At 68.4% G+C, this 20,937-nt stretch carries 16 protein-coding genes and 1 riboswitch; of the genes, 6 read left to right on the forward strand and 10 right to left on the reverse strand.

From position 1 onward, the window contains the following. Positions 1 to 118: 118 nt before the first annotated feature. The 3 genes from AC1DGW_RS09650 to hslO form a co-directional block, all read right to left on the reverse strand. The gene (locus AC1DGW_RS09650) at positions 119 to 2,950 is read right to left on the reverse strand and encodes a TonB-dependent receptor (RefSeq protein ID WP_478022179.1); all 2,832 of its coding nucleotides are present in this window, start codon (positions 2,948 to 2,950) and stop codon (positions 119 to 121) included. A 238-nt stretch (positions 2,951 to 3,188) separates the two neighbouring features. Further along, positions 3,189 to 4,052 carry an XOO1806 family protein gene (locus AC1DGW_RS09655; RefSeq protein ID WP_478022181.1) on the reverse strand — a complete coding sequence of 288 codons (864 nt, stop codon included), beginning with the start codon at positions 4,050 to 4,052 and terminating at the stop codon, positions 3,189 to 3,191. Between the two features lie 119 nt (positions 4,053 to 4,171). After that, entirely contained in the window at positions 4,172 to 5,065 is an 894-nt protein-coding gene (gene hslO, locus AC1DGW_RS09660) for an Hsp33 family molecular chaperone HslO (RefSeq protein ID WP_478022183.1), read from the reverse strand. Positions 5,066 to 5,166: 101 nt separating this feature from the next. Here hslO and mtgA point away from each other — a divergent pair, with 101 nt between their 5' ends. From mtgA to AC1DGW_RS09675, 3 genes are read left to right on the forward strand one after another with little or no spacing between them, the layout of a single operon-like run. Next, positions 5,167 to 5,871: a monofunctional biosynthetic peptidoglycan transglycosylase gene (mtgA, locus tag AC1DGW_RS09665; protein ID WP_478022185.1), complete on the forward strand. Its 705-nt coding sequence runs from the start codon at positions 5,167 to 5,169 to the stop codon at positions 5,869 to 5,871. Between the two features lie 57 nt (positions 5,872 to 5,928). After that, positions 5,929 to 6,948 carry a glycosyltransferase family 2 protein gene (locus AC1DGW_RS09670; protein ID WP_478022187.1) on the forward strand — a complete coding sequence of 340 codons (1,020 nt, stop codon included), beginning with the start codon at positions 5,929 to 5,931 and terminating at the stop codon, positions 6,946 to 6,948. Next, on the forward strand, positions 6,908 to 7,339 hold the full coding sequence (locus tag AC1DGW_RS09675; RefSeq protein ID WP_478022189.1) for a CBS domain-containing protein: 432 nt from the start codon (positions 6,908 to 6,910) through the stop codon (positions 7,337 to 7,339). Before AC1DGW_RS09670 ends, AC1DGW_RS09675 begins: the two co-directional genes overlap by 41 nt. 21 nt (positions 7,340 to 7,360) lie before the next feature. On the opposite strand, the gene AC1DGW_RS09680 is transcribed toward AC1DGW_RS09675, so the two are convergent. From AC1DGW_RS09680 to AC1DGW_RS09695, 4 genes are all read right to left on the reverse strand, one after another. Next, a complete protein-coding gene (locus tag AC1DGW_RS09680; protein WP_478022191.1) occupies positions 7,361 to 9,331 on the reverse strand; it encodes an AsmA family protein in 1,971 nt (656 codons plus the stop codon). A gap of 108 nt (positions 9,332 to 9,439) precedes the next feature. Next, positions 9,440 to 10,093, reverse strand: a complete 654-nt coding sequence (gene trhA / locus AC1DGW_RS09685; RefSeq protein WP_478022194.1) for a PAQR family membrane homeostasis protein TrhA — start codon at positions 10,091 to 10,093, stop codon at positions 9,440 to 9,442. A 157-nt stretch (positions 10,094 to 10,250) separates the two neighbouring features. Then, positions 10,251 to 11,855: a peptide chain release factor 3 gene (locus AC1DGW_RS09690; protein ID WP_478022196.1), complete on the reverse strand. Its 1,605-nt coding sequence runs from the start codon at positions 11,853 to 11,855 to the stop codon at positions 10,251 to 10,253. A gap of 58 nt (positions 11,856 to 11,913) precedes the next feature. Then, the gene (locus tag AC1DGW_RS09695) at positions 11,914 to 12,741 is read right to left on the reverse strand and encodes a M23 family metallopeptidase (RefSeq protein WP_478022198.1); all 828 of its coding nucleotides are present in this window, start codon (positions 12,739 to 12,741) and stop codon (positions 11,914 to 11,916) included. 113 nt (positions 12,742 to 12,854) lie between these two features. Beyond that, positions 12,855 to 12,974, forward strand: a riboswitch (SAM riboswitch). A 67-nt stretch (positions 12,975 to 13,041) separates the two neighbouring features. Between AC1DGW_RS09695 and metX the strand changes: the two genes are divergently transcribed. Genes metX through AC1DGW_RS09710 form a run of 3 tightly spaced genes read left to right on the forward strand, consistent with a single transcriptional unit; the run spans position 13,042 to position 16,375 of the window. Next, positions 13,042 to 14,070, forward strand: coding sequence for a homoserine O-succinyltransferase MetX (gene metX / locus AC1DGW_RS09700; protein WP_478022200.1), 1,029 nt, complete (start codon positions 13,042 to 13,044; stop codon positions 14,068 to 14,070). Then, positions 14,067 to 15,311 carry an O-succinylhomoserine (thiol)-lyase gene (locus AC1DGW_RS09705; protein WP_478022202.1) on the forward strand — a complete coding sequence of 415 codons (1,245 nt, stop codon included), beginning with the start codon at positions 14,067 to 14,069 and terminating at the stop codon, positions 15,309 to 15,311. The genes metX and AC1DGW_RS09705 overlap by 4 nt, the downstream gene beginning before the upstream one ends. Beyond that, the gene (locus AC1DGW_RS09710; protein WP_478022204.1) at positions 15,308 to 16,375 is read left to right on the forward strand and encodes a homoserine dehydrogenase family protein; all 1,068 of its coding nucleotides are present in this window, start codon (positions 15,308 to 15,310) and stop codon (positions 16,373 to 16,375) included. The genes AC1DGW_RS09705 and AC1DGW_RS09710 overlap by 4 nt, the downstream gene beginning before the upstream one ends. A 249-nt stretch (positions 16,376 to 16,624) precedes the next feature. Here AC1DGW_RS09710 and AC1DGW_RS09715 read toward each other — a convergent pair whose 3' ends face one another. The 3 genes from AC1DGW_RS09715 to AC1DGW_RS09725 all read right to left on the reverse strand — a co-directional run. After that, the gene (locus AC1DGW_RS09715) at positions 16,625 to 17,497 is read right to left on the reverse strand and encodes a hypothetical protein (RefSeq protein WP_478022206.1); all 873 of its coding nucleotides are present in this window, start codon (positions 17,495 to 17,497) and stop codon (positions 16,625 to 16,627) included. Positions 17,498 to 17,618: 121 nt separating this feature from the next. After that, entirely contained in the window at positions 17,619 to 20,642 is a 3,024-nt protein-coding gene (locus AC1DGW_RS09720; RefSeq protein WP_478022208.1) for a two-component regulator propeller domain-containing protein, read from the reverse strand. Positions 20,643 to 20,793: 151 nt separating this feature from the next. Next, the coding region (locus tag AC1DGW_RS09725) for an L-serine ammonia-lyase, iron-sulfur-dependent, subunit alpha (RefSeq protein ID WP_180323354.1) at positions 20,794 to 20,937 on the reverse strand (144 nt) is incomplete at its 5' end.

The raw sequence follows: 20,937 nt of genomic DNA on the forward strand, positions 1-20,937 counted from the left end.
TGAAAAACAGCCGCGCATGCCGCGGCTTTTTCATGCGTTCCGTTCGGGGGCCGCGCCCCGTGCAAAAGACAACGGCCCCTTCCGGGGCCGTTGTTTCACACACTGATCAATCAGCCGATCAGAACTTCTGGTTGTACTTCAGGTACAGGAAGCGGCCGGTGTCGAAACCGCCGTAGTACGAGAAGTTAGACGCGCCCTGGCTGTACATGATCGGACCAACGCGGTTGAACACGTTGTTCGCACCGATGGCGATGCGCGCATTCCACGGAGCCTGCCAGGAGACCTGCACGTCGTGGAACGTGACGGCGCCCAGGCGGTTCTGCGGGAGGATCTTGTTGGCGGTCGGGCTGAAGTAGTTCGGATCCGAACAGATGTCGTCGTAGGAGCAGTCTTCCTTGGTGCTGGAGTAGTAACGCACGCCGTAGTTGGCGGCCCAGTCGCCCTTGCTCCAGCCCAGGCTCAGGTTGGAACGGATGCGGAAGTAGTCCTCGAAGCCATTGGCCTGGCTCGGCTTGGCGTCCTTGTCGTTGGTGCTCTTGATCTCGAACTTGCTGACGTAGGTGGTGGCCCACTTGGCGCTGAAACGGCCCCAATCGGTGTCCAGCGCGTACGTGGCATCGAAGTCGAAGCCTTCGGTCAGGTAGTAACCGGCGTTACGCGTGCCATATGTCAGGTCGCTGACGATGTTGCCCTGGGCCGGGTCACGCTTGAACATGGCGCAACGCGACTCGATCAGATTGACATAGCAGTCATTCATGATGTTGTTGGGCGAGTCGGACACGACAGTGTCGTCGATGCGCACCTGCCACCAGTCCAGCGCCATGGTCAGACCCTGCACAAACTGCGGGCTGTACACCAGGCCAACGGTCTTGGAGGTGGAGGTTTCCGGCAGCAGGTTCGGATTGGAGCCGGAAACGAACGGGATCGGAGTCTGATTGCCGTTCGGGCCGGTGATCGGCACGAAGCCCTGCTTCAGCTGGCGGAAGTTCGCGCCAACGTCCTTCAGGCAGCGCGCTGAGTTGGCGGCCTTGCCGTAAACAACGTCGCACGGGTCCTGGAAGCCGGTTGCGAAGGTCTGCGAGCCGCCGCCATACAGGTTGCCGATGGTCGGAGCGCGGAAGCCTTCAGCGTAGGTGGCGCGCACTAGCAGGTCGTCCATCGGACGCCACTTCAGGCCAAACTTGTTGTTGGTGGTGTTGCCGAAGGTATCGAACTTCGAGTAGCGCGTAGCCGCGTTGAAGGTCAGTTCCTTGGCGCCCGGCAGGTCGGCCAGGACCGGTACGTTCAGTTCCAGGTAGCCTTCGTCGACCTTGTACGAACCATAGGTCGGGCCCGAGGCCAGGTTGGTCGAGTCGCCGGACTGGGCGATGGCGTCCGGCGTGAAGCCGCCTTCTTCCTTGCGGTGTTCATAGCCCAGCGCGAAGCCCAGATCGCCGGCCGGCAGGGTCATGATCGAACCAGCGACGTTGACGAAGTAGTCGTGCGTCTTGGTCTTGCCGACGGCATGCTCTTCCTTGAACAGGAAGTTGCGCACGGCCGGGTCGTCCAGCGAATTCTCCACGACGCCGGTGCCGAAGCCGGCAAACGGGTTCCACGGCGTGCAGCCGGCGATCACCTTGCCCGGCGTGCCGCAGACGATCTTGCCCGTGGTCGGGTCCTTGAACGACGGACCCACGGCAGCCTTGACCGCCGGGACATAGAAGTTGCCGTTGTTGATGATACTGGTGTCGGCTTCATTGAACATGTAGCMGGCGTCCCAGTCGAAATAGCGCTCGCCGATCTCGAAGGAGCCTTCAAGTGCGGCGGTGAAGCGCCAGGTGGTCTGGTCGGTATCGGTGGTGCGCGGGATTTCCCAGCCGCGACGACGCCAGTCCACGGCGCTGGTGCCACCGGTCGGGTTGAAGTAGCTGTCCTTCGACATCGGGGCGCCGACGGCCGTGGACTGCAGCGGATAACCAGCGATCTGGCGGTTCGACGAGCGCTTGGTATAGCCGATGTCGCTGGTGAAGCGGACGTTGTCGGTGATGTCGTAGCTCGTATTGACGAACAGCGAGCGGCGCTCCAGCGGAGTCAGCAGCTGCATCTGATCGATGGAGTTGCTGGTGTCATCGCTATTCTGCGGGTGGAAGCTGCCCGCGCCGATCGCGCTGCCGCCGCGGTTCGGGGCCTGCCACGCGCCGCTGGTGCCCGACGGGCGCCAGTTGCCCCACTGGCCAACGGTGGTGTTGTTGCCGCCCGGATCGCGCGGGTCGGCTTCAGCGGTGTACCAGCGGTTACGCGCCCACACCGGGTCTTCCTTGTGGTATTCGGCGCCCATGGTGACCGAGCCGCGTTCGCCCGAGAAGCCCACCATGAAGTCGTAGGTCTGCTTCTGGCCGTCGCCCTCGCTGTACTGGCCGGTGTAGACGTTGGCTTCGGCGCCGTCGAAGTTCTTGCGGGTGATGATGTTGATCACGCCCGCCATCGCGTCGGAGCCGTAGATCGCGGAGGCGCCGTCCTTCAGGACTTCGATGCGCTCGACGATGACGGACGGAATGGAGGAAATATCCTGGTAGCCGGCCGGGCTGATGCCCAGGCGCTTGCCATTGACCAGCACGAGGGTGCGCTGGGCGCCCAGGTTGCGCAGGTCGATGTACTGACCACCGGCTTCCTGGTTGGAGGTCAGCGGCGAGGCGCGGCTGAACGACGGGCTGCCGGCTGCGGAGATGTTCTGCAGGATGTCGGCGACGGAGCTGAAGCCCTGGTTCTCGATTTCGGCGCGGGAGATGGTCAGGACCGGCTGGGCGGTTTCGACGTCAACCTGGCGGATGCGCGAACCGGTGACTTCGATGCGGTCGAGGTTGGTGGCACCGCTGTTGTCCTGGGCGAAGGCAGTGCCGGTGGTGCCGGCGGCGCCTGCAACCAGGGCCAGCACCACTGCGTCACGCAGCTTGTTGGACTTGCAATACATGGGCTCTCTCTCCAAGTGATCTTGGTAGTTACAAGTGGAATCACCTGCGCGGGTGGGAACGAAAGATGCGGTCCCAAAGCCGCGAGGCTGATCGGATAGTACTTCCGTCTCTTCTGAAATTAAAGCTTCGTTAATGAATTGCATGAATTTGGTGAAATACGGCAAAGTATTGTTGCAAGCGCAACAAAAACGCCTCCTTGCGGAGGCGTTCTGGTGATTTTTCGGGGATGGAGGAGCCTTACAGGTCCTGCTCGTACCGGACGTAGGGAATGGCTCCCTCGTCGTTGCTCTCGTTGCGGGGCGAGAAGGGATTCTTGCCGCGGGTGATGACGTTCTCGGCGCCCACGGTGAGCTGGCCGCTCCACGGGGTACGCCAGGTCAGGCCCAGGCCGATGCCTTCCCACTTGCCCGCCTGGCCCGGGGCGTCGACGACGCGGCCGATGATGTTGGCGCTGAAGGGGCCATAGCCGCCGCCGATGCTCAGGCTCTTGCTGTCCCATTGATCGACGAGGGCGGGCGAAGCGTCGCTCAGCGGGACGAGGCGGGCCTTGGCGTAGGTGCCGCCGATGGAGACGAAGCCTTCGCGGCCGATGTTCTTCTGGCCGAAGACGGTCAGGTCGTTCTGTTCCATGCGCGCTGCAGGCGCGCGGGTGTTGCCGGACAGCCAGGCCGGCAGCGTGTCGCGGCCGGTGCCTGCGCTCAGGCCGATGCGCCCGCCGGGACGGTTGAAGGCCGTGGTCGCGGACAGGTGGCGGCCGGCGCCGGCGTCATCGTCGTCGCCCAGGCTGGCGAGCATGCAGTGGCTGGCCAGCCCGCTGATGCTGCTGCCGCGGCTGCTGTTGCACAGCAGGCCGAGCGAGTCGCCGGACGACAGCCCGAAGGCGGCGTCGAGGGAGTTGCGGCCGAAGTGCCAACGCGCGCCGGCCATCTGTTCGCCAGTGGGCTCCAGATACAGCAGCGCCTCGACCTTGCCGCTGCCCTTGTTCCACACCGGCAGCACGGTGCTGTCCGGTGTGGCGCGCGGCTTGCTCTGTGCATGCGCGCCCGTGGCCACCCCGAGGGCGATCAGCAAGGCTAGCGGCAGGCGCAGGAAGGCGTTCATGGATTCAATCAGACAGGGCCAAGGCCGGGAAGTTCCCGGCGCGTGAGGTTCTGATCGTATGTTGTTTATGTTTTCTTAACAAGACTCCGTCCTCCCCGGAACGCAGCTCGTCGGTGCCGTTACTGCAGCCGCTCTGGAGCGGCCTGGCTGGCTGGTGTGACTTCGAACAATACGCCGAATTCGGTCAAAGGGAAGTGATATTCGCGCCCGCAGAACTCGCAACGCACCTCCACCTGGCCGGTGTCGGCCGCGGCGGCGCGGGCTTCTTCCTCGCCCAGCGACTGCAGCATGCCGATCACCCGCTCCCGCGAGCAGGAGCAGCCGAAGCGCAGGGACTTGTCGCCCATCGTCTCGGGGTGTTCCTCATGGAACAGGCGGTGCAGCAGCCCGGGACCGGCCACGGCGAGCAGTTCGTCGCGTCCGAGCGTGTCGAACAGGGCGCCGGCTCGGACCCAGCCATCGTCGTCGCCCTGGTCGCCGGGAAGCTTCTGCAGCAGCAGGCCGGCGGCGTGTTCGCCGTCGGCGGCCAGCAGCAGGCGGGTGGGCAACTGCTCGGAATGGCGGAAATAGTCCTCGAACGCTTCGTCCAGGCTGTTGCCCTGCAGCGACACCAGGCTCTGGTAGCGCTGTGGTTCGCGCGGGTCCAGGCCAGGGTTCTCGATGGTGATGGCCAGCAGGGCGCCTTCGCCAAGCTGGGCCAGGTCGGCCGGGGCATCCTGGCCTTCCTCGACCTGGGCAATGCCGCGCAGGGTGCCGGCGGACGTGCATTCGGCGAACAGGGTGCGCAGGGGTGAGCTGCTGCGCAGCTGGACCGACAACCGCCCGTCGATCTTGATGTGGCCGGTGAACAGGGCCGAGGCGACGCAGGCCTCGCCCAGCAGGCGCATGGCCGAGGGCCGGTAGCCGCCGTGGGACAGGATTTCGCGCCAGCTCTCGGAGAGCCGGACATGGACGCCGCGCACGCCGGCCTCGGGCAGGAGGAAGCGGACAAGGAGATCGGACGTTTCGGTCATGGGAATCTGCACGTATGGGGACGCCGGTGCCGGATAATGCACCGATGTCGGGATTCATGGGGTCGGGCAGTCAGATGGGGACGGAGCAGGACAAGCGCAAGATGCGACCGCGGCGCAGGTGGCGGCGCTGGCTGTGGATCACGCCCTGTGGGCTGGCGGTGTTCAGTGTCGTGCAGGTGGCGGTGCTGCGGTTCGTCGACCCGCCGTTTTCCACGGTGATGGCGCTGCGGCAGGCCGAAGCCTGGGGGCAGGGCGATTGGGGGTTCCGCATCCATTACCAGTGGCGCGACCTGGACGCGATGGCGGCCAGCGTGCCGATCTCGCTGGTGGCCGCGGAAGACCAGCGTTTCCCGCTGCACAACGGGTTCGACCTGGAGGCGATCGAGAAGGCGATGGACCACAACGCCCGTGGCAAGCGCCTGCGCGGCGGCAGCACCATCAGCCAGCAGGTCGCCAAGAACCTGTTCCTGTGGCAGGGCCGCAGTTGGCTGCGCAAGGGGCTGGAAGCCTGGTACACGGTGCTGATCGAAGCGCTCTGGCCGAAGCAGCGGATCCTGGAGATGTATGCCAACGTCGCCGAGTTCGGCGATGGCGTCTATGGCGTGCAGGCCGCGTCGCAGCGGTTCTGGCGCAAGGATGCGGCGCGGTTGTCGGCGGGCGAGAGCGCGCGCCTTGCCGCGGTGCTGCCATCGCCGCGCCGCTACAGTGCGACCAATCCCGGTCCGTTCGTGCAGCGGCGCGCCGACTGGATCCAGCGCCAGGCGCGGCAGCTCGGCGGTTCCGGCTATGCCGTGGGCGATGACTGAAGGCGCCCTGCGCGGGAGGCGCCCGGGCCCGCGTTCCATCTTCCGTAGAATGCGCGCATGACAAACCGCGAACGGCTGACCATCGTCATCGCCGCCTGCAACGAACAGGATGCCCTGCCGTTGCTGCATCCGCGCATCCGCGCCGAGCTGGAGCGCCTGCCCGACATCGATGGTCGGATGCTGTACGTGGACGACGGCAGCACCGATGCGACCTGGTCGCTGCTGCAGCAGTTGGCGGAGGCCGATCCGCTGGTGGCGGCGCTGCGCCTGTCGCGCAATTTCGGCAAGGAGGCCGCGCTCACCGCGGGACTGGACCTGGTGGACGAAGGCGCGGCGCTGATCCTGGACGCGGACGGGCAGGACCCGCCGGAGCTGATCGCGCAGTTCGTCGCGCTGTGGCGGCAAGGCCATGACGATGTCTACGGCACGCGCCTGGCGCGCGATGGCGAAGGGTGGTTGAAGCGTGCCACCGCGGCCGCGTTCTATCGGGTGATAGGACGATTGTCGAAGACGCCGATTCCTGCCGATACCGGCGACTTCCGCCTGCTGTCGCCGCGCGCGCTGGCGGCGCTGCGGCAGCTGCGCGAGCGGCAGCGCTTCATGAAAGGCCTGTTCGGCTGGATCGGTTTCCGCCGGGTAGCCCTGCCGTACCACCGCGCGCCGCGCGTGGCCGGGCGCAGCAAGTTCGGTTTCTGGAAGCTGTGGAACTTCGCGCTGGAAGGCATCACCAGCTTTTCCACCGCGCCGCTGCGCGTGGCGACCTATCTGGGATTGCTGACCGCAGCCTCGTCGTTCGGTTTTGGCGCCTGGGTGGTGGGCAAGGCGGCGCTGTATGGCGACCGCGTCGCGGGTTGGCCGACGATGATGGCGGTGATCCTGTTCCTGGGCGGCGTGCAGCTGATCGCACTGGGTCTGATCGGCGAATACCTCGGTCGCCTGTACATGGAGGCCAAGCAGCGGCCGCTGTACCTGGTTGACACCTGGCGGCCGGCGGACGTGGCACTATCGGACGCATCCGCCAGCAAGGGAGAACGCCATGCAGACCGTTCGTCAGTTGCTCGGGACCAAGTCCCCTGAGATCCATGCGGTAGCGCCGCAGAGCGCGGTGATCGATGCGATCCGCCTGATGGCCGAGAAGGGCATCGGCGCGGTACTGGTGATGGATGGCGCGCGGCTGGCCGGCATCCTTTCCGAGCGCGACTATGCGCGCAAGATCGTGCTGCGCGACCGCTCCTCGCGCGATACGCCGGTGGCATCGATCATGACCGCCGACCTGGTCACGGTGACGCCAGCGGCCACGGTGGAACACTGCCTGCAACTGGTGACCGACCGCCGCATCCGCCACCTGCCGGTGGTGGAGGACGACGCCGTGCTGGGGGTGATTTCCATCGGCGACCTGGTCAAGGCGGTGATCGAGCAGCAGCGCCAGGAACTCGGGCAACTGCAGCAGTACATCGTCGGCGGCTGACGCCCCGGCATGCCGGAGGTGCTACTTCGCGTAGCGGCCGCCGCAGTCCGCGTCCTTGCCGGGCCCGGTTTCGATCAGGGCAAGCAGCGCGGCCGGCGGCGCGATGCTGCCGAGCGTCAGCGCGACGGCGCCGCGCAGGCCCAGCGCCTTGAAATCGGGGCGGAACGACGGGTCCTTGAAGCTGCCGTCGATATGCAGCGGCGAGCGCAGCGCGAGGATGCTGACATCCTTCGGGCGCGGCCGCAGCAGCAGGTCCAGCCGCTCATGCCTGAGGTCGATGCTGCCTTCGCCGACGATCAGGGTGTCGGTGGTGTCGAAGGCCAGCGCGTTCGCCTGCATCCGCCCGTCCTTCACGTCGAAGTCGGCGAAGGCGCAGCGCAGTGGAATCTGGCGGTCGCCGGTGAACAGGAACCTCAGCGACTCGGCCACGTCCAGCCCGGCCAGTTCCATCAGGAGGTTGCCGATATGGCCGCGGCCCATGCCGATGGCCACGCTGCCGTCGCTGCTGCCGAGCATGGCGGCGACGGAGTTGCCGTTTCCGGACAGGCGCAACTGGCCGCCGATGCCGCCGGACGCCTGCCTGGCCAGCCGCGCGTCGGGAAACAGCTGGCCCAACTGCACGCCGCGCACGCTGGCATCGAGCGCGGTGGTGATGCGTGGTTGCCGTGCGTCCATGCGGAGGTTGCTGCGGATGGTGCCGCCGGCGACGCCGAAGTTCAGCGGCTCCAGTCGTAGAAGGCCGGCGTCGAGCAGCAGGTGGGCGTCCATGTCGTCCAGCGGCAACGATGGCGAATCGATGCGATGCGCCTTCCAGCGCACGTCGGCGTCCATCGCGCGCAGTTTGTCGAGGTTGTAGGGCGTGTCCGGCAACACGGTGGGTTTGGCCGCCAGCGCCGTGGCTTTGGCCTTCTGCCCGGGATTGGCGGTCTCGCCGGCGCCGGCTTTCGGGGGCGCGCCGACGAAACCGGCGAGATCGTCGAAGTCCAGCCGGCGCGAAACCAGGTCCGCGGTCAGGCGCGGGCGTTCGCCAGCCACGTCGATCTGCGCATCGCCGGCCAGATCGCTGTCGCCCACCTGCCCGCTGAATTTCCCGTAGCGCCAGAGGTCATGGTCGCGCTTGAGCCAGCCTTCGAGGCGGTAGGGCGGCGACGACGGCATGGCGATTCCGATAAGCGGATACAGGTCGTCCAGGTCCTTGCCGCTGAGGCGGAGCCGCAGGTCGAACACCTGCAGTTGGAACGGGTTGGTCAGGGTGCCGCTGGCGATGGCGTGGGTGGCGCCGGCATGGCCGTCGAGGTGGAGGCGGAAAGGATGGTCGCTGTCGGCCAGTTCCAGCGGCGATTCGGTGCCGCCGCGCACGGTGAACGAAGCGCCGCGCCAGCGGCCCTCGCCTTCCAGCAGCAGCGGTGGTGCGGCATTGGCCTGCTTCGGCGCGCCGCTGTGGACGGCGAGCTGGATGTCGGTGCGGCCGGCTTCGTCGAGGAACCGCAGCCTGCCGTCGTCCACGCGCAGCCGTTTGAGCTGCAGCCGCTGGCCGCCGCCACCGCCGGGGAAGGACCAGTTGCCGGGTTCGCCGTGCCGGGGAGCGGCCTGCAGCAGCACGTCGGGACGGAGGAGGCGTATTTCCGGCAGCCGCACGTTGCCGCGCAGCAATGGCCACAGGCGCAGGTCGATCTCGACACGGTCGGCGTGGGCCATGTCCGGCCGTTGCGCCCACCTGGCATTGGCGAAGCTGACGCGGTCGGCGCCGATGGTGGTGGTGCCGCCCAGGTCGACATCGAGATGGCCGATGTGCAGGGCGCGGCCGGTGCGCGCCTGCACCATGCGCTCCAGCGGGCCCTTGAACCAGTTCCAGTCCCACAGCAACAGCAGCACGATGATGGCCGCAAGCAGCAGGCCGACCGCCGCCAGCCAGCGCTGGCCACGCTTGCCGGGGCGGCTGGGACGCCAGCGCGACGCGCGCGGCGTGGCGGGGACAGGCGGAGTATCCACGCGGCCATGGTTGCCGCGGCATCGTGCACGCGGCGCGAAGCGCTCATTCGCGCCGCGTGCAGGTATCGTTGCCGCGGCGTGTGCCGCGCCGGTGGAATACAGTGGGTGCTAGAGGATCTGCGCGGTCACCGAGACGAAGTGGCAGACGCTGCCGCCGATCACGAACAGGTGCCAGATGGCGTGCGAATAGCGCACCGATTCGCGGTGGTAGAAATAGGTGCCCAGCGTGTAGAAGACGCCGCCGGCCAGCAGCCAGCCCAGGGTGAAGCCGTCCAGCGAATTCCACATCGGCTCGATGGCGACGATCACCAGCCAGCCCATGGCGATGTAGATGGCGGTGGAAAGCCGCTTGAAGCGACCGGTGTAGAAAAGTTTGAACACCACGCCGCCCAGCGCCAGGGTCCAGATCGCCGCGAACAGGCCCCAGCCCCAGGGGCCGCGCAGGCCGATCAGGGTGAATGGCGTATAGGTGCCGGCGATCAGCAGGTAGATCGCGCAGTGGTCGAATATCTTCAGCCGGCCCTTGGCCACCGGATGCTGGATGGCGTGGTACAGGGTGGAGGCGGTGTAGAGCAGCAGCAGCGCGATGCCGAAGACGATGGCGCTGGCCAGTTGCCAGCCGTCGCCGTAGATCGCGGCCAACGTGATCAGCACGGCGCTGGCACCCAGCGCGGTGACCGCGCCCAGGCCATGGGTCAGGGCGCTGGCGATTTCCTCGCGGATATCGGCGATGTGATGCGGCAGGGGGGCGGCGGTAGGCATGGGCTGCAACTTACCGCAATGCAGCACGGGCTGCATCCGTACGCCGGGCGCCTGTTCCGGATGGCGTCATGCAGCGGGGTAGGAGCGCACCTTGGTGCGCGATGAGGCTCTCCCGGGAAAGCCCCTCCCGCACCAAGGTGTGCTCCTACATGGGCATTCATTCCACCGAAACGGTGTGCGCGGCTTCGCGCGTGGCGGAGAAGCGCACGTCCGGCGCGCGTTCCTGCGCCAGCTGCAGATTCACGCGGGTCGGAGCGAGGTAGACCAGCTGCCCGGCGGCGTCGATGGCCAGGTTGCTGGCGTTCTTCTCGCGGAACTCCTCCAGCTTCTTGGCGTTGCCGCAATGCACCCAGCGGGCGGTGACCACGCCGACCGGCTCGAAGATGGCTTCCACGCCGTACTCATCCTTCAGCCGATAGGCCGCCACGTCGAACTGCAGCACGCCGACCGCGCCCAGGATCAGGTCGTTGCTCATGATCGGGCGGAAGAACTGGGTGGCGCCTTCCTCGGACAGCTGCGCCAGGCCCTTCTGCAGTTGCTTGAGCTTGAGCGGGTCCTTCAGGCGCGCGCGGCGGAACAGTTCCGGGGCGAAGTTGGGGATGCCGGTAAAGGTGACCGCCTCGCCCTCGGTGAAGGTGTCGCCGATGGAGATGGTGCCGTGGTTGTGGATGCCGATCACGTCGCCCGGCCATGCCTCGGCGGCGATCTCGCGGTCGCTGGCCATGAAGGTCAGCGCGTTGGCCAGCTTCATGTCCTTGCCGGTACGCACGTGGAAGGTCTTCATGCCGGCGCTGAACCTGCCCGAGCACACGCGCATGAACGCCACGCGGTCGCGGTGCTGCGGATCCATGTTGGCCTGGATCTTGAACACGAAGCCGGTCAGCTTGTCTTCCTGCGGGGCGATGTCGCGGCCGGTGGTGGCGCGCGACCGCGGCGCCGGCGCGTGCTCGACGAAGAAATCCAGCAGTGGCTGCACGCCGAAGTTGTTCACGCCCGAGCCGAAGAACACCGGGGTCTGCTGGCCGCGCAGGTAGGCGTCCTTGTCGAACGGATGGCTCGCGCCCTGCACCAGTTCCAGCTCGTCGCGCAGGTCGGCCAGCATCTTCTCGCCGATGCGTTCGGCCAGGCCGGGCGCGTCCAGCGACGGGAAGATCGTCGAATCCTGGCGGGTGAAGTTGCGGCCCGGTTCGTACAGGTGCACTTCGCCGGTGAGCAGGTGCACCACGCCCTTCAGGCGCTGGCCCATGCCGATCGGCCAGGTGACCGGCGCGCACTGGATGCCGAGCACGGTCTCGACCTCGTCCAGCAGCTCGATCGGGTCCTTGCCCTCGCGGTCGAGCTTGTTGATGAAGGTCATGATCGGCGTGTCGCGCAGGCGGCACACCTCCATCAGCTTGATGGTGCGCTCCTCCACGCCCTTGGCCACGTCGATCACCATCAGCGCCGAGTCCACCGCGGTGAGCACGCGGTAGGTGTCCTCGCCGAAGTCGGCGTGGCCGGGGGTGTCGAGCAGGTTGACGATCTTGCCTTCGTACGGGAACTGCATCACCGAGGAGGTGACCGAGATGCCGCGCTCCTTCTCCAGCGCCATCCAGTCCGAGGTGGCGTGGCGGCTGGTCTTGCGCGACTTCACCGAACCGGCCATCTGGATCGCGCCTCCGAACAGCAGCAGCTTTTCGGTCAGCGTGGTCTTGCCGGCGTCGGGGTGGGAAATGATGGCGAAGGTGCGGCGGCGCGCGGCTTCGGAGGCGACTTCGGACATGGCGGCTGCGCCCGCGGCGGGCGCGCATTGGGAAAGGGAAGCCGGCGATTATAGCCGCTCAGGGCAGGGCGCCCGCCTCATGGGCGAAGCGCAGTTCGCCACGCGGGCCGGCCATGCGGAACGGGATCGAGGCCAGCGCCAGCCCGGTGTTGGCCTGTATGGCGAAGTGCAGGTGCGGGCCGGTGCTGTGGCCGGTGTTGCCGGAACGGGCCAGTGCCTGCCCGGCCTGGACCGCCTGCCCGGGCCGGACCGCCAGGCTGCCCGCCTGCAGGTGGGCGTAGAGCGCCATGCTGCCATCGGCGTGCAGCATCCGGACCAGGCAGCCGTCCTCGGGCGAATCGGCCACCACCTGCATCACCGTGCCGGCACGGGCGGCGAGGACCGGCGTGCCTTCGGGCAGGGGGAAGTCGATGGCGTAGCGGTTCTGCGCATCGCCATGGCTGCGCGGTCCGCCGATGCCCTGGCTGACGCGTACCGGGACGCTGTCGAACGGCAGCCGGTAGAGATGGTCGATGGGCCGGGCGGACGGATCGCCGGGAAAGGCGTCGAGCAGCAGGCGGACGGGGGCGCCGTCATCGGCCAGCCACAGCAGGCGACGCTGTCCGCCGGCCGGCAGCAGCACCGGCGCGACCACCCCGGTGCCATCGCTGCCGTCGCGCAGGCGGACCTGTACGGGACCGGACAGCAGGTTGCACACCTGCGCCTCGTGGCCGCCGGCACGGCGCTGCACGACCAGGCGCGCGAAGCCGGTGTCGTGGCCGATGTCACTCGCCTGCGTCGTCGATGCGCTCAGCCCCCAGCCCTGGCGCCAGCGCGGCGCGGGGTCATCGCCGTGGGCGGGCAGGGCGAATGTCGCGGACAGGAGCAGGAGCGGCAGGCGGCGCATGCGGTGGCGGTGGAGGTGGGCTCCGGATTATGCCGGCATGGTTGCATCGGAAACTCCATCGCTCCATCCGAATAAAGAGATTGACAGGCGGCGGAGCGGCTGGCATCGTGTGCCCACCATCGAGACCGGCAGAGGGACAGGCCCTTTGAAGCCGGGGCAACCAGCAGATGCGCAAGCGTCTGTATCTGGTGCCAAATCCTGCGGTGACCACTGTGTCCGCCGAAAGATGGTTCGATCCGTGCCACGCACGGCGAACACGGGCCCGCGAAGCTCGATGGCTGCTCCTTACCGGATATCGCCATGAGTTTCGCCACCGCTACCGCCATCCGTGAATTCCCGGCCGCCGCGCACGACAGCGCGCCGCATGCCGTCGCCGCCGTACGCGGAGAAATCGAAGTGCGCCTGGCGATGCGCCACGCCGGCGAGCGCGTCCTGCGCCTGCGCTATGAACTGGTCGGCCGCGCCCATGCGCCGGTGGTGCTGGTGGCCGGCGGCATTTCCGCGCACCGCCACATCGCCGCCAATGCGGTGTTCGGCGAGAAGGGCTGGGCCGACGGCCTGGTCGGCGTCGGCCGCGCACTGGATCCGGAACGCCGCCGCCTGCTCGGCTTTGATTTCATCGGCGCCGATGGCGAGCTGGATGCACCGATCGACACCGCCGACCAGGCCGATGCCGTCGCCGCGCTGCTGGATGCGCTGGGCATCGACTGCCTGCACGGCTATGTCGGTTATTCCTACGGCGCGCTGGTCGGCCAGCAGTTGGCCATCCGCCACCCGCAGCGGCTGGGCCGGCTGGTGGCGGTCAGCGGCGCGCATCGTCCGCATCCGTACGCCTCGGCCTGGCGCGCGCTGCAGCGGCGTGCGGTCGCGCTGGGCCAGCTGCAGTGCGCCGAAACGCATGGGCTGGCGCTGGCACGCCAGTTCGCCATGCTCAGCTACCGCACCCCGGAAGAATTCGGCGAGCGCTTCGACGCCGCGCCCGAGGTGGTGAACGGTCGCGTGCGCGTGGCCGCCGAGGACTACCTCGACGCCGCCGGCGCGCAGTACGTGGCGCGCACCCGCGTCAACGCCTATCTGCGCCTGTCCGAATCCATCGACCTGCACCGCGTCGATCCGGCCGCCGTCAGCGTGCCGACGCTGGTGGTGGCGGTCGAGGGCGACCGCCTGGTGCCGCTGTCCGACCTGGTCTCGCTGGTCGAGGGCCTGGGCACGCGCGGCAGCCTGCGCGTGCTGCGCTCGCCCTACGGCCACGACGCCTTCCTGAAAGAAACCGATCGCATCGACGCGATTCTCGCCAACGCCCTTCGCCTTCCCGGAGAAAACGCATGAGCCTGTCCACTGTTTCCGATGTGTCCTGTTGCCGCGCCACCGCGGCCGTGCGTGCGGGCATCGACCGCGATACCGCCCATGGCGCGGTGACGCCGCCGATCGTGCTGTCGTCCAATTTCAGCTTCGACGGCTTCGGCAACAAGCGCCAGTACGACTACACCCGCAGCGGCAACCCGACCCGCGACCTGCTGGGCGAAGCGCTGGCCGAACTCGAGGGCGGCGCCGGCGGCGTCATCACCTCCACCGGCATGGGCGCGATCAACCTGGTGCTCAACGCGCTGCTGCAGCCGGGCGACAAGCTGGTGGTGCCGCACGATGCCTACGGCGGCAGCTGGCGCCTGTTCAACGCGCTGGCGACCAAGGGCCACTTCGAGCTGATCACCGCCGACCTGACCGACCCGCGCGCGCTGGCCGATGCGCTGGCGCAGTCGCCGGCGCTGGTGCTGGTGGAGACCCCGTCCAACCCGCTGCTGCGCATCACCGACCTGCGTTTCGTGATCGACGCCGCGCACAAGGCCGGCGCCAAGGTGGTGGTCGACAACACCTTCCTGTCGCCGGCACTGCAGAACCCGATCGCCTTCGGTGCCGACGTCGTGCTGCATTCCACCACCAAGTACGTCAACGGCCACAGCGATGTGGTTGGCGGTGCGGTGATCGCGCGCGAGGCCGAGGTGCACCAGCAGCTGACGTGGTGGGCCAATGCACTGGGCCTGACCGGCTCGCCGTTCGACGCCTTCCTGACCCTGCGCGGCCTGCGTACGCTGGACGCGCGCCTGCGCGTGCACCAGGAGAACACCCGCGCCCTGGTCGATCTGCTCGCCACCAGCGACGTGGTGGCCAGGGTCTATTACCCGGGACTGGAATCGCACCCGGGCCATGCGGTGGCCGCGCGCCAGCAGAAGGGCTTCGGCGCGATGCTGTCCTTCGAACTGGCGCAGTGCGAAGGCGCCGACCCGCACGCGGCGGTGCGCGCCTTCGTCGAAGGGTTGCGCTACTTCACCCTGGCCGAATCGCTGGGCGGCGTGGAGAGCCTGGTCGCGCACCCGGCCACCATGACCCATGCCGCGATGACCGCCGAAGCGCGGGCCAAGGCCGGTATCAGCGACGGCCTGCTGCGCCTGTCGGTCGGCATCGAGGCCAGCGAGGACCTGGTGGCCGACCTGCAGGCGGGGCTGCTGCGCGCTGCGCGCGTGCTGGCCGACAGCCGCCTCGACGCCCAGCGAAAAACGGTGGATGCATGAGCGCACAGCTGCGTCCGCAGGCGGCAGCGCAGGCGCGGCTGGTGCTGCTGGGCACCGGTACCGTGGGTTCGGCCTTCGTGGCCCGTTACCAGGCCCTGCGGCAACGGCAGCTCGAACTGCCGTCGCTGCACGTGGTGGCGAACTCGCGCATCGCACTGGCCTGTGGCGATGCGCCCGAGGCCGTGCTGTCGCGCGCCCGCGACGCGGACCGGCAGGGCGACGCACCGGCGCACCATGAGGAAATCGAACGCCTGCAGGCCGGCGACATTGTGGTCGATGCTACCGCCAGCGAGGACGTCGCCGCCGAACACGTCCACTGGCTGGCGCGGGGCATCCACGTGGTCACCGCCAACAAGCTGGGCAACGGCACCACGCTGGCGCGCGCGCGCCAGATCGGCGGGATCGTGGCCGCCGGCAACACGCGCTATGGCGACGCGGCCACGGTCGGCGCGGGCCTGCCGCTGCTGTCCAGCATCCGCGCGCTGGTGGCCGGCGGCGACCGTATCCATTCCATTGAAGGCGTGTTGTCCGGTTCGCTGGCGTGGTTGTTCCATCGTTTCGACGGCAGCCGGCCGTTCTCGGACTGCGTGCGCGAGGCGGCCGCGGCCGGCTATACCGAGCCGGATCCGCGCATCGACCTGTCCGGCGAGGACGTGCGCCGCAAGCTGCTGATCCTGGCACGCGCGGCCGGCGTGGCGCTGGAAGCGGAGCAGGTGGCGGTCGAATCGCTGGTGCCGCCGGCGCTGGCCGCGTTGCCGGCCGGGCAGGTCGATGCCGCGCTGGCGCAACTGGATGCGCCGCTCGCCGGTCATCTGCTCAGCGCGCGCGAACAAGGCCTGTCGTTGTGTTTCGTCGCCCGTCTGGACGGGCACGGCGCCAGTGTCGGTCTGCGCGCGCTGCCGGCGGACCATCCGCTGGCCGGTGGTCGCGGCACCGACAACCGCGTGGCGATCCACAGCGACCGCTATTGCGAGCAGCCCTTGCTGATCCAGGGACCGGGCGCGGGTGCCGAAGTCACCGCGGCCGCGCTGCTGGACGACGTGCTGGGCATCGCCAATCGTTGAGGGCGGGAGTCCGCGACCATCGCGGTGGGCACCGACCAACGGCCGGCTGCTGCCGCAAGGCTTTTGGTGGATGCAGGCCTGTCCAGCATGCGGATCGCATGCAATGTTCCGGTGCAGTGGGCTGCGATCCACCGGACCATGGTGGTGCCGACTGCGGGTCGGCACGATTGCCCGGTACACATGAAAGTCCCGCCCGGCCAATGGTCGGGCGCTACCCGCAGGGCAGCGATGGCGGGCGCGGGCGGCTTCTCAACGCCGCGCGGATTTCTCGCTGAGAAAGCGTTCGACTTCGGTACGACCCATGCGCGCTCCATTGCGGTCGACGACGCTGAAATCGACGCCGTTGTCCCACAGCTGCGGTGCCATGAGCACGGCGATGTCCTCCGAGGCGGTGCGGGCCTGCAGGTCGAGCAGGCGCCGGTTGAAGCCGGCCGCCTGCAGCCAGGCGCTGTAGCTGGAGTCGTGCTCGGTGGCGAACTGGTCCTGGTAGTGGCATTCCTCCCGCGCCGGCGACGGCAGGGCATCGCACTGCGCGTTGCGCTGGTGCAGGCCGATCACCGCATCGGGCTCCATCTGGCGCTGCGCGGCGGCGGCCCAGAGCGCGACGCAGATGCTGGCGCAGTACCCGCGCACGCGCACGGTGAGGTTGTTGCGGCGGACGATCCGCGCTGCTTCCAGTCCGGAGACGGCATAGCCGCCACCGCTGGTGATATCGATGCGGCGCACCGAGGGCGTCGCGTCCAGTATCGCCTTCAGGTCGCTGGCGAAGTTACGGCCCACGCCGCCTTCCACGCGCAACGCATCGCCCTGCTCCTGCAGGGACATGCGGGCTTCGCCGATGTCCGCCAGCGTGGTCGATTTCTCTCCGTGGACGACGTGCGCTTCCGGTCGTGCGGCGGGCGTGGACGCGACCGGTGCCGTTGCTTCCGGCGTGGCTGCGGCGGCAGCCGGATCCACTGCCGCCGGCCGCTTGCCGATGAACCAGGCGAGCACCAGCAGCACGATCACCGCGAACACGAGCCGGGGCAGGGTCAGGCCGCCACCGCTGCGCGGGGCCGCCGGCGTGGCCGTGCGGGGACGTCGTGGCGGTGCCGGTCCATCGGATTGCTGTCCGTTCTGCATCCGTAACTCCGGGGCTCCATGGTGAGGTGGGATTCTGGTGCGTCGCCCAGAGCCAGCGCAATACGTTGCGGCATGCACGGCAGAATGAGGCGGGAGCCGGACCGGGCGCGTCGCCCGTAGGCTACGGAGTGGCTTCGCAGCGGATCTCGCCTTCGATGCCGAACATCTCCAGCAGGCCGTTTTCCACCAGCCACCACGGATCGCCGGCGAGCGCGGACAGGTCATCGGGCAGCCGCGCGCCCGGTACCGCCTGGTAGGCGATCCAGCCGTTGCGCCCGGAAGTCTTGGCCCGGTACAGCGCACGGTCGGCGAGGGTGACCAGTTGCTCCCAGCCGAGCAGGCGTGGATGGCTGGGGAACAACGGGCATTCGATCAGGCCGACCGAAGCGGTGAGGCGGTGCCGCTGGCCGTTGCCCAGGTCGAAACTATGCTCGGCGATGCGGGTGCACAGGCGCTGGCCCAGCCGCGCCAGGCTGCCGCGCGGCAGCGGACGGAACACCAGCAGGAATTCCTCGCCGCCCCAGCGCGCCACGTAATCGCCACTGCGCTTGAGTTCGCCGAGCAGCTGGCCGATCTGTTCAAGCACCCGGTCGCCGGCGGCGTGGCCGTGGGTGTCGTTGACCGACTTGAAATGGTCCACGTCGAGCAGGGCGAACACCACCGCCTCGCTGCCGTCGCGGTAACCCTCGTCGCGCTCGTAGAACGAGAGGTCGGTGGGAATCTGCTGGGACAGGTAACGCCGGTTGTGCAGGCCGGTGAGCGGGTCGGTGAAGCTGATCGCCTTCAGCTGCGCGTTGGCGGCCTGCAGGTCGCGGGTACGCTCCTGGACCAGGCGTTCCAGTTGCGCACGCTGGCGGGCGTAACGGTGCTGCAGCCCGAGGTAGCCCAGCCAGATCAGTCCCGCCAGCCCCAGCACGGCCAGCAGGCGGAAGGCGAGGGTCTCGTGCAGTCGCCGCGGGATCTCCACCGCGACATGGGCGGCGTTGCGCAATGGCTCGGGATGACTGAAGTCGGCGACCTCGAAGGTGTAGTAGCCGGGCGGCAGGCTGGCGTAGCTGGCGTTGCGCATCGCCGGATTGTCCAGCTCGTGCCAGTCTTTCTCGTAGCCGGCCAGGCGGTAGCGCAGCTGCGGGGTATGCATCGGCTGGAAGTCGGGCAGGCTGAATTCGAAGCGCAGGTCGCGGGCATCGAGTGGCAGCTTGAGCGCACCCTGGCCGGCGGCCAGGCGGCGGCCCTGGACCTGCACGTCGTCGATCCTGATTTTGCGCGGTGCGCTGTCCGCGGCCGTGCCTACGTCCACCAGCAGCGCGCCGTCGCGGGTGGGCAGCCACAGCTGGCCGTCGCGCAGCACGCCGCGGCTGTTGCCGGCACCGTTGCAGCATTTGTCCTGCTGCCCGCCGGCACGGTCGGCGCCGGAATTGATGACGATCTGCGCGGTCAGCGGTTGCTGCGGGTCGGCCAGCGCCCGGTCCAGCGACGCCAGCGGCAGGCGGTAGACGCCGCGCATGCCGGCGACCCACAGGTCGTTGCCGTTCTCGGCCAGATGGAAGGCGACATTGGCCGGCAGCTCGCGTTCGCGGTCCAGCCAGTGCCAGCGATGGCCGTCGTAGAGGCGCAGGCTCTCGCCATTGCTGGTGCCCAGCACCCAGCGCCCGTCCTCGAGTTCGAGGAAGGCGGTGACCGGCGTGTCGTCGGACAGTCCACCCTGCCGGCCGGTCGGCAGGATGCGGCCGTCGCGCCATTCGTACAGGCCCTGGTAGGTGCCCAGCAGGATGCGGCCGTCGCGGGTTTCGTGCACCAGGCGGATGCGCGGATCGGCCAGTCCGTCGCGTTCGCCATAGCGCGACAGGCGCTTGCCGTCCTCCAGCAGGAACAGCCCGCGGGTCGTGGCGAACCACAGCCGGCCGGCATGGTCGCGGACGATGCCGTTGATCTGCGCGTCGCGCAGCGGGGCCAGTTCGGGCGGTTCCTCGATCCGGTCGCCGCGCAGCACGGCGACTCCGGCGCGGGTGCCGATCCAGGTCTGGTCGCGCTCGGGCAGCAGGCTGTAGGCCTCCGGGTGCGGCAGCCGGTTGCCCGGCACGCGGCTGCGGAAACGGCCATCGCGCCAGACGGCAACGCCATCGCTGCTGCCGACCCAGATGCTGCCGTCCGGTGCCGGGGCGATCGACCACAGCAGGGGGTCTTCCAGTCCATCGGCCTGGCTCAGGCGCCGCGCCCAGCCGTTCCATGCGCGGGTCACGCCCTCGACCATGCTGCCCAGCCACAGGTTGCCGTCGCGGTCTTCGAAGATCGAGCGGACGGCGATGGCGCCGGGCGCGTTGCGGATGCGTTCGGGCGGCTGGCCGGCGCGCAGCCGTTCCAGGTATTGCGGCGTGGCCACCCACAGGTTGCCGTCGCGGTCGGTCTGCATCGCTTCCACCGTCAGGGCGTCGCCCGGATGGGTGTCAGCCGCTTGCCAGCTGCCGTTGCGCAGGCGGAACAGGCCGTGGCGGGTACCGGCCCAGAGATCGCCATCGGCCTGCGCCAGCGCGGTGACCGATGCGCCGTTGGCCGCTGCCGGCAGGGGCAGGGTGCGTACCTTGCCGGCGACGATGTGGAATACCCGGCCTTCGCCGCCGGCCCATAGTCCATCGTCGCGTGCCAGCAGGCTCAGTGCCGGTTCCGGCAGCGCATGCACCCGCCGCAGCCGTCCCTCCTGCGGTGCGCAGATGCCTTCCGCGCAACCGACCAGGATGCGGCCATCGAGCTTCAGCAGGGCACTGGCCGGCGCCGGACGGTCGGCGACGGTGGGGGCGATGGCGCGGAAGTGTTCGTCCTCCAGCACCAGCAGCCCCTGGGACGTGCCGATCCACAACCGTGCATTGTCGTCGGCGAGCAGGGCCAGGATGTTGTTGCCCAGTTCGGGGGCGTCGCGTTGGGTGTAGCGCACGAAACGCACGCCGTCGAACCGCGCAAGTCCGGTCTGGGTGCCGAACCACAGATAGCCGGCCGGGTCCTGGGCAATGGCCAGCACGCTGATCTGCGGCAGGCCCTGGTCTACCCCCCAGGTGTCGGTGACGTAATCGCGGAACGGCTTGCCGGCATCCAGCGCGGCCGCCGGCAGGGAAACCGCCAGCAGGACCAGCAGCCATAGGCAAGCCAACAGTCCGGCGCCGGTTGCCAGCGGCCGGCGCGGATGGCGGATGGTGGATGGATTGTCGATCGAGATTCCCCCTGAATCCCGCACTTCCATGAGGTTACATCGAAAGCTATAGCGGCTCCTTGAATGGCGACTTGAGCATCATGAGTCGCATTCAGCATTCGATGACATTGACGGCCAGCCCACCGCGGCTGGTTTCCTTGTACTTGTCCTGCATGTCGCGGCCGGTGTCGCGCATGGTCTTGATGACCTTGTCCAGGCTGACCTTGTGCTTGCCGTCGCCGCGCATGGCCATGCG

It is taken from the genome of Stenotrophomonas sp. 05N423, from assembly GCF_056397145.1.

Coding starts and splice junctions, on each gene's coding strand:
- hslO (WP_478022183.1), bottom strand. CDS start 5,065: ATGACCGAAACGTCCGATCTCCTTGTCCGCTTCCTCCTGCCCGAGGCC.
- AC1DGW_RS09655 (WP_478022181.1), bottom strand. CDS start 4,052: ATGAACGCCTTCCTGCGCCTGCCGCTAGCCTTGCTGATCGCCCTCGGG.
- AC1DGW_RS09670 (WP_478022187.1), top strand. CDS start 5,929: ATGACAAACCGCGAACGGCTGACCATCGTCATCGCCGCCTGCAACGAA.
- metX (WP_478022200.1), top strand. CDS start 13,042: ATGAGTTTCGCCACCGCTACCGCCATCCGTGAATTCCCGGCCGCCGCG.
- mtgA (WP_478022185.1), top strand. CDS start 5,167: ATGCGACCGCGGCGCAGGTGGCGGCGCTGGCTGTGGATCACGCCCTGT.
- AC1DGW_RS09675 (WP_478022189.1), top strand. CDS start 6,908: ATGCAGACCGTTCGTCAGTTGCTCGGGACCAAGTCCCCTGAGATCCAT.
- AC1DGW_RS09690 (WP_478022196.1), bottom strand. CDS start 11,855: ATGTCCGAAGTCGCCTCCGAAGCCGCGCGCCGCCGCACCTTCGCCATC.
- trhA (WP_478022194.1), bottom strand. CDS start 10,093: ATGCCTACCGCCGCCCCCCTGCCGCATCACATCGCCGATATCCGCGAG.
- AC1DGW_RS09705 (WP_478022202.1), top strand. CDS start 14,067: ATGAGCCTGTCCACTGTTTCCGATGTGTCCTGTTGCCGCGCCACCGCG.
- AC1DGW_RS09695 (WP_478022198.1), bottom strand. CDS start 12,741: ATGCGCCGCCTGCCGCTCCTGCTCCTGTCCGCGACATTCGCCCTGCCC.
- AC1DGW_RS09715 (WP_478022206.1), bottom strand. CDS start 17,497: ATGCAGAACGGACAGCAATCCGATGGACCGGCACCGCCACGACGTCCC.
- AC1DGW_RS09710 (WP_478022204.1), top strand. CDS start 15,308: ATGAGCGCACAGCTGCGTCCGCAGGCGGCAGCGCAGGCGCGGCTGGTG.